Origin of the sequence: Pseudomonas sp. NPDC088429, assembly GCF_044753305.1 — a bacterium.
GTDB lineage: Bacteria > Pseudomonadota > Gammaproteobacteria > Pseudomonadales > Pseudomonadaceae > Aquipseudomonas > Aquipseudomonas rustica.
The window spans coordinates 1-8,467 of the sequence record NZ_JBIVMX010000109.1 but is presented as its reverse complement, the minus strand read 5'-3'; the positions used below and the strand labels follow the sequence as shown (position 1 = coordinate 8,467).

Annotated in this window: 6 protein-coding genes; all 6 read left to right on the top strand. The window is 59.9% G+C overall.

The window, feature by feature from the left end:
- Positions 1-1,815, top strand: a 1,815-nt coding sequence (locus ACIP66_RS27495) for a DNA gyrase C-terminal beta-propeller domain-containing protein (RefSeq protein ID WP_400652322.1), incomplete at its 5' end; no start/stop codon positions are given.
- A gap of 229 nt (positions 1,816-2,044) precedes the next feature.
- On the top strand, positions 2,045-3,130 hold the full coding sequence (gene serC, locus ACIP66_RS27490) for a 3-phosphoserine/phosphohydroxythreonine transaminase (protein ID WP_400652319.1): 1,086 nt from the start codon (positions 2,045-2,047) through the stop codon (positions 3,128-3,130).
- On the top strand, positions 3,130-4,224 hold the full coding sequence (pheA, locus tag ACIP66_RS27485) for a prephenate dehydratase (protein ID WP_007908404.1): 1,095 nt from the start codon (positions 3,130-3,132) through the stop codon (positions 4,222-4,224). Before serC ends, pheA begins: the two co-directional genes overlap by 1 nt.
- Before the next feature lie 13 nt (positions 4,225-4,237).
- Positions 4,238-5,350 carry a histidinol-phosphate transaminase gene (hisC, locus tag ACIP66_RS27480; protein ID WP_400652316.1) on the top strand — a complete coding sequence of 371 codons (1,113 nt, stop codon included), beginning with the start codon at positions 4,238-4,240 and terminating at the stop codon, positions 5,348-5,350.
- 28 nt (positions 5,351-5,378) lie between these two features.
- Complete coding sequence (locus ACIP66_RS27475) at positions 5,379-7,586, top strand: bifunctional prephenate dehydrogenase/3-phosphoshikimate 1-carboxyvinyltransferase (RefSeq protein ID WP_053123303.1); 2,208 nt, start codon at positions 5,379-5,381, stop codon at positions 7,584-7,586.
- Complete coding sequence (gene cmk / locus ACIP66_RS27470; protein ID WP_159811537.1) at positions 7,583-8,272, top strand: (d)CMP kinase; 690 nt, start codon at positions 7,583-7,585, stop codon at positions 8,270-8,272. The genes ACIP66_RS27475 and cmk overlap by 4 nt, the downstream gene beginning before the upstream one ends.
- Positions 8,273-8,467: the final 195 nt, after the last annotated feature.

Here is an 8,467-nt window from a genome sequence, read left to right as displayed (position 1 = left end):
GTCTACGCCCAGACCCAGCTGCAATCGGTGTTCGGCATCACCAGCGTTGCGCTGATCGACGGCCGCCCACGCATCCTGAACCTCAAGGACCTGCTGGAAGCCTTCGTCCGTCACCGTCGCGAAGTGGTTACCCGTCGTACCGTGTTCGAACTGCGCAAAGCGCGCGAGCGTGGTCACATCCTCGAAGGTCAGGCCGTTGCCCTGTCGAACATCGACCCGGTTATCGCCCTGATCAAAGCCTCGCCGACCCCGTCGGAAGCTAAAGAAGCGCTGATCAGCACGCCGTGGGAATCCTCGGCCGTGGTCGCGATGGTTGAACGTGCCGGTGCCGATTCGTGCCGTCCGGAAAACCTCGATCCGCAATACGGTCTGCGCGAAGGCAAATACTTCCTGTCGCCAGAACAGGCGCAAGCCATTCTGGAACTGCGTCTGCACCGTCTGACCGGTCTGGAACACGAAAAACTGCTGGCCGAGTATCAAGAGATCCTCAACCAGATCGGCGAGCTGATCCGCATCCTCAACAGCGCTGTGCGCCTGATGGAAGTGATCCGCGAAGAGCTGGAAGTGATTCGTGCCGAATACGGCGACGTGCGCCGCACCGAAATTCTCGATGCCCGTCTCGATCTGACACTGGGCGACATGATCCCGGAAGAAGAGCGCGTTGTGACCATCTCCCACGGTGGCTACGCCAAGACCCAGCCATTGGCTGCGTACCAGGCTCAGCGTCGTGGCGGCAAAGGCAAATCGGCGACCGGCGTCAAGGATGAGGACTACATCGCTCACCTGCTGGTTGCCAACAGCCACACCACGCTGCTGCTGTTCTCCAGCAAAGGCAAGGTGTACTGGCTCAAGACCTACGAAATCCCGGAAGCGTCCCGCGCTGCCCGTGGTCGTCCGCTGGTCAACCTTCTGCCATTGAGCGAAGGCGAATACATCACCACCATGCTGCCGGTCGATCTCGAAGCCATGAAGCGTCAGGCTGAAGAAGAAGAGGCTGAAGGCGTTGAGGTTGATGTGGAGGAAATCGAAAACAGCAACGAGACCGACGAAGAACGTCGTGCCCGTATCAAGGCTGCTGATCGTAAAAAAGCGCCGTTCATCTTCATGTCGACCGCCAACGGTACGGTCAAGAAGACGCCGCTGGTGGCCTTCAGCCGTCAGCGCAGCGTTGGTCTGATCGCGCTGGAACTGGACGAAGGCGACATCCTGATCTCTGCAGCTGTCACCGACGGCGAGCAGGAAATCATGCTGTTCTCCGACGGCGGCAAGGTAACGCGCTTCAAGGAATCCGAAGTTCGCGCCATGGGCCGTACCGCCCGCGGTGTGCGTGGCATGCGTCTGCCAGAAGGGCAGAAGCTGATCTCCATGCTGATTCCGGAAGAAGGCAGCGAAATTCTCACTGCTTCGGCGCGCGGCTACGGCAAGCGTACGGCGATCACCGAGTTCCCTGAGTACAAGCGTGGCGGTCAGGGCGTTATCGCCATGGTCAGCAACGAGCGTAACGGCCGTCTGGTCGGTGCGGTTCAGGTGCAGGACGGTGAAGAGATCATGCTGATCTCCGATCAGGGCACCCTGGTGCGTACCCGTGTCGACGAAGTGTCGAGCCTGGGCCGTAACACCCAAGGTGTGACGCTGATCAAACTGGCCAAGGATGAAACCCTGGTCGGTCTGGAGCGGGTTCAGGAACCTTCGGAAGTCGAAGGCGAAGAGCTTGAAGGGGAAGAGGGCGAGGAATTCGAAGGCACTGTCGTAAACGACGATGCCGGTGAAGACCAGCAACTCGACGCCGCAGCAGACGAAGAACCGCAAGAATAAGCGGACAAGCAAGGGGGCGGATGAGAATTCGCCCCCTTGTTATTTGTCCTGTTTGAAAATTTGCAACACTGTACGGGATCGTTCCCACGCTCTGCGTGGGAATGCCGCTCGGGACGCTCCGCGTCCCATGACGCAGAGCGTCATTGGATGCATCCCCACGCAGAGCGTGGGAACGATCATCCGCAGACCAAAAGATTTAAGTGACCACCAAATCAGAGCGAGATTGGATGTGAGCAAGCGAGCCTATAACTTCTGCGCCGGTCCTGCGGCGCTTCCTGAAGCTGTCCTGCAGCGCGCCCAGGGTGAACTCCTTGATTGGCACGGCAAGGGTCTGTCGGTCATGGAAATGAGCCATCGCAGCGATGAGTTCGTGTCCATTGCCACCCAGGCCGAGCAGGATCTGCGTGACCTGCTGAATATCCCGTCGAACTACAAAGTGCTGTTTCTGCAAGGTGGCGCCAGCCAGCAATTCGCGCAGATTCCACTGAACCTGTTGCCTGAAGACGGTTCTGCCGACTATATCGACACCGGTATCTGGTCGCAGAAAGCCATCGAAGAAGCCTCGCGCTACGGCCACGTCAACGTCGCCGCCACCGCCAAGCCTTACGACTATTTCGCCATCCCGGGCCAGAACGAGTGGAACCTGTCGAAAGACGCCGCTTACGTTCACTACGCGCCGAACGAAACCATCGGCGGTCTGGAATTCCAGTGGATCCCGGAAGTCGGTGACGTGCCGCTGGTGGCTGACATGTCTTCGGACATACTGTCGCGTCCTGTCGATATCTCGCGTTTCGGCATGATCTACGCCGGCGCCCAGAAGAACATCGGCCCGAGTGGCATCGTCGTCAACATCATCCGCGAAGACCTGCTCGGCAAGGCGCGTGCGCTGTGCCCGACCATGCTCGACTACAAAGTCGCGGCGGATAACGGCTCGATGTACAACACCCCGCCGACCCTGGCCTGGTACCTGTCCGGTCTGGTGTTCCAGTGGCTGAAAGAGCAGGGCGGCGTTGAGGCGATCGCCAAACTCAACGACGTCAAGCAGCGCACGCTGTACGACTTCATCGACGCCAGCGGCCTCTACAGCAACCCGATCAACAAATCGGATCGCTCGTGGATGAACGTGCCATTCCGTCTGGCCGATGATCGTCTGGACAAGCCGTTCCTGGTTGGTGCCGAAGCGCGCGGTCTGCTTAACCTGAAGGGTCACCGCTCTGTGGGCGGTATGCGCGCCTCCATCTATAACGCTGTCGACATCACTGCGGTCAACGCGCTGGTGGCGTACATGGCTGAATTCGAGAAGGAACACGGCTGATGTCCGAGCAAGAACTCAAGGCACTGCGCGTTCGCATTGACGCTCTGGACACCAAAGTCATGGAGCTGATCAGTGAGCGTGCGCGTTGCGCCCAGGAAGTCGCGCGAGTAAAGATGGCCTCGCTGGCCGAAGGCGAAGTGCCGGTGTTCTATCGTCCTGAGCGTGAAGCTCAGGTGCTCAAGCGTGTGATGGAGCGCAATCAGGGGCCGCTGGGCAACGAAGAGATGGCGCGGTTGTTCCGTGAAATCATGTCGTCGTGCCTGGCGCTCGAGCAGCCGCTGAAAGTGGCTTACCTCGGCCCTGAGGGCACCTTCACCCAAGCGGCAGCCATGAAACACTTCGGTCACGCGGTGATCAGCAAGCCGATGGCGGCGATCGACGAAGTGTTCCGTGAAGTCGCCGCCGGTGCGGTGAATTTTGGCGTGGTGCCGGTGGAGAACTCCACCGAAGGCGCGGTCAATCACACGCTGGACAGCTTTCTCGAACACGACATGGTCATCTGTGGCGAAGTCGAGCTGCGCATTCACCATCACCTGTTGGTCGGTGAAAACACCAAGACCGACAGCATCAGCCGCATCTATTCCCACGCACAGTCGCTGGCCCAGTGCCGTAAGTGGCTGGACGCGCATTACCCGAATGTCGAACGCGTCGCGGTGTCGAGCAACGCTGAAGCCGCCAAGCGGGTTAAAGGTGAGTGGAATTCGGCGGCGATTGCCGGTGACATGGCGGCCGGTCTGTATGGCCTGACGCGTCTGGCCGAGAAGATCGAAGATCGTCCGGACAACTCGACGCGCTTCCTGATGATTGGTAACCAGGAAGTGCCGCCGACCGGCGACGACAAGACTTCAATCATCGTGTCGATGAGCAACAAACCCGGCGCGCTCCACGAGCTGCTGGTGCCGTTCCACGACAACGGGATCGACCTGACCCGCATCGAAACCCGTCCATCGCGCAGCGGTAAATGGACCTACGTGTTCTTCATCGACTTCGTCGGCCACCACCGTGATCCGTTGATCAAAGGTGTGCTGGAAAAGATCAGTCAGGAAGCAGTAGCACTCAAAGTGCTGGGTTCCTACCCGAAAGCAGTTCTCTAAGGGGCGGTAGCAAATGAGTGGCAACTTCCTCGCTCTGGCACAGCCGGGCGTGCAACAACTTTCGCCGTACGTTCCGGGCAAGCCTGTGGACGAACTGGCGCGCGAGCTGGATCTGAATCCGGCAAAAATCGTCAAACTGGCGAGCAATGAAAATCCGCTGGGCGCCAGCCCGAAAGCCTTGGCGGCGATCCGCGAAGAGCTGGCTGAGTTGACTCGTTACCCGGACGGCAACGGTTTCGCGCTGAAATCCCTGCTGGCCGAGCAATGCCGTGTCGAGCTGAACCAGGTCACCTTGGGTAACGGTTCCAACGATATTCTTGAGCTGGTCGCGCGCGCCTATCTGGCGCCGGGCCTGAATGCGGTGTTCAGTGAGCACGCTTTCGCTGTGTACCCAATTGCCACTCAGGCGGTCGGCGCGCAAGCCAAAGTGGTGCCGGCCAAGGATTGGGGGCATGACCTGCCTGCGATGCTGGCGGCAATCGATGCCAACACCCGCGTGGTGTTCATCGCCAACCCGAACAACCCGACTGGCACCTGGTTCGGCGCTGAAGCGTTGGACGAGTTCCTGCAGGATGTTCCGGAGCATGTGTTGGTGGTGCTGGACGAGGCTTACATTGAGTACGCCGAAGGCAGCGATCTGCCGGATGGTCTGGATTTCCTCGCCGCGTACCCGAATCTGCTGGTGTCGCGCACCTTCTCCAAGGCTTATGGTCTGGCGGCATTGCGCGTTGGTTACGGTCTGTCGACCCCGGTTGTCGCCGATGTGCTCAACCGTGTTCGCCAGCCGTTCAACGTCAACAGCCTCGCCTTGGCAGCAGCCTGCGCAGCGCTGAAAGACGAAGAATATCTGGCGCAAAGCCGTCAGCTCAACGAATCGGGCATGCAGCAGCTGCAAGCCGGTTTCCGTGAGCTGGGCCTGAACTGGATCGAATCCAAGGGCAATTTCATCTGCGTCGATCTCGCACAAGTTGCAGCTCCGGTATTCCAGGGTTTGCTGCGCGAAGGTGTGATCGTGCGTCCGGTGGCCAATTACGGCATGCCGAATCACCTGCGAGTGACCATCGGTCTGCCAGCGGAAAACAGCCGCTTCCTCGAAGCGCTGCGCAAGGTTCTGGCTCGTGGGTGATGTCACTGCACTGCAATCTGCTGCACCTATGATCGGTCGCCTTGTGGTGGTCGGTCTGGGGTTGATCGGTGGTTCGTTTGCCAAAGGCTTGCGTGAAAGCGGTGTGTGCCGCGAAGTGGTCGGGGTCGATCTCGATCCGCAATCGCGCAAGCTCGCGGTTGAGTTGGGTGTGGTCGATCGTTGTGAGGATGACTTGGCCGCTGCATGCCAAGGCGCTGACGTGATTCAACTGGCGGTGCCGATTCTGGCGATGGAAAAAGTGCTCGCGCGTCTGGCGAGCATGGATCTCGGGCAGGCGATTCTGACCGACGTCGGTAGCGCCAAAGGCAATGTGGTGCGCGCGGCAACCGAAGCGTTTGGCGCGATGCCGCCGCGTTTCGTGCCGGGCCATCCGATCGCCGGTTCCGAGCAGAGCGGGGTGGAAGCCTCCAATGCCGAACTGTTCCGTCGTCACAAAGTGATCCTCACGCCGCTTGAGCAAACCGATCCGGCCGCATTGGCTGTGGTTGATCGTCTGTGGCGCGAATTGGGTGCCGACGTCGAGCACATGCAGGTCGAGCGTCACGATGAAGTGCTGGCCGCGACCAGTCATCTGCCACACTTGCTGGCTTTCGGTCTGGTCGATTCGTTGGCCAAGCGCAATGAAAACCTTGAGATCTTCCGTTACGCTGCCGGTGGTTTTCGCGATTTCACAAGAATCGCCGGAAGCGACCCGGTGATGTGGCACGACATCTTCCTCGCTAACCGCGAGGCTGTTCTGCGCACACTCGATACATTTCGCAGCGACCTCGACGCCTTGCGCGACGCGGTCGATGCAGGGGATGGGCACCAATTGTTGGGCGTCTTTACGCGCGCCCGGGTTGCCCGCGAGCATTTCAGTAAAATCCTGGCCCGCAGGGCCTATGTGGACGCTATGAATTCCAACGATCTGATCTTCCTGGCTCAACCTGGTGGCCGCCTGTCCGGTCGGATTCGCGTACCGGGCGACAAATCCATTTCTCACCGTTCGATCATGCTCGGTTCGCTGGCCGAAGGCGTCACCGAAGTCGAAGGCTTCCTTGAGGGCGAAGACGCCCTGGCGACCTTGCAGGCGTTCCGCGACATGGGCGTGGTCATCGAAGGCCCGCACCACGGCCGCGTGACCATCCACGGTGTCGGCCTGCACGGTCTGAAACCGGCGCCGGGCCCGATCTATCTGGGCAACTCCGGTACCTCGATGCGTCTGCTCTCCGGACTGTTGGCTGCGCAGAACTTCGACAGCACTTTGACCGGCGATGCCTCGCTGTCCAAGCGTCCAATGAATCGCGTGGCCAATCCGCTGCGAGAAATGGGTGCCGTGATCGAAACCGCTGCTGAAGGTCGTCCGCCGATGACTATTCGTGGCGGGCACAAGCTCAAAGGCCTGACCTACACCATGCCGATGGCCAGCGCTCAGGTGAAATCCTGCCTGCTGCTCGCCGGTCTGTACGCTGAAGGCAAAACCACTGTGACCGAGCCGGCTCCGACTCGCGATCACACCGAGCGCATGCTGCGCGGCTTCGGCTACCCGGTCAGCGTTGAAGGCGCTACGGCTTCGGTTGAATCCGGCGGCAAACTGACGGCGACCCACATTGAAGTCCCGGGCGACATCTCGTCGTCGGCGTTCTTCCTTGTGGCGGCCTCGATTGCTGAAGGTTCGGAGCTGGTGCTTGAGCACGTCGGCATCAACCCGACCCGTACTGGCGTTATCGACATCCTGCGCCTGATGGGTGCTGACATCACTTTGGAAAACCAGCGTGAAGTCGGCGGCGAGCCTGTGGCTGACCTGCGCGTGCGGGCAGCTAAACTTAAAGGCATCGAGATTCCGGAAGAGCTGGTTCCACTGGCGATCGACGAATTCCCGGTGCTGTTCGTGGCGGCCGCCTGTGCCGAAGGGCGCACCGTACTGACCGGCGCTGAAGAGTTGCGGGTCAAGGAATCGGATCGCATTCAGGTCATGGCGGACGGTTTGCTGGCGCTGGGCGTCAAGTGCGAACCGACCCCGGACGGCATCATCATCGACGGCGGCCAGATCGGCGGCGGCGAAGTGCATGGTCACGGCGATCACCGTATTGCCATGGCTTTCAGTGTGGCCTCGCTGCGCGCCACTGCACCGATCCGCATCCATGATTGCGCCAACGTCGCGACATCGTTCCCGAACTTCCTCGCGCTGTGCGGGCAGGTCGGTATTCGTGTGGCACAAGAGGCTCAGTCGTGAACAACATTGCACCGGTCATCACCATTGATGGGCCAAGCGGCTCGGGCAAAGGCACCGTAGCCGGGATTCTGGCCAAGCGTCTGGGCTGGAACCTGCTGGATTCCGGTGCGCTGTACCGTTTGCTGGCATTTGCTGCGCACAACCATGGTGTTGATCTGACCAATGAAGAGCTGCTGAAGAAACTCGCCGCTCATCTGGATGTTCAGTTTATTGCGGCGACCGACGGTCAGTTGCAACGCATCATTCTGGAAGGTGATGAAGTCAGCGATGTCATCCGCACTGAAAGCGTCGGTTCCGGTGCTTCTCAAGTGGCTGCATTGCCAGCCGTGCGCGAGGCGCTGCTGCAGCGCCAGCGGGCTTTCCAGGAAGCGCCGGGCCTTGTCGCGGATGGTCGCGATATGGGCACCGTGGTTTTTCCAAGCGCACCGCTGAAGATTTTCCTGACCGCCAGTGCCGAGGAGAGAGCGCGCCGTCGATATTTGCAGTTGAAGGGCAAAGTCGAGGGTGTTAGTCTGTCGAGTCTGCTAGATGAGATCCGTGCGCGCGACGAGCGTGACACCCAGCGAGCGGTAGCCCCGCTTAAGCCGGCGGCTGACGCCATACAGCTGGATTCCACGGAGTTGTCCATCGATCAGGTGCTTGAACGCATCATGAGCGAGATCGCCATTCGCGATATCGCCGGGTGACCAAGAAGGCCACAGGGGACCAGTCATAGTCCTGCGGCGCTTCTTCTATATGAAACTAACCCACACCGTCTGGGGTGTGGAGATGGGCGTATCCTTCGCCCTCATTTACAGGAATTAAAATGAGCGAAAGCTTTGCGGAACTCTTTGAAGAAAGCCTAAAAACCCTGAACCTTCAGGCAGGCTCCATCATCACCG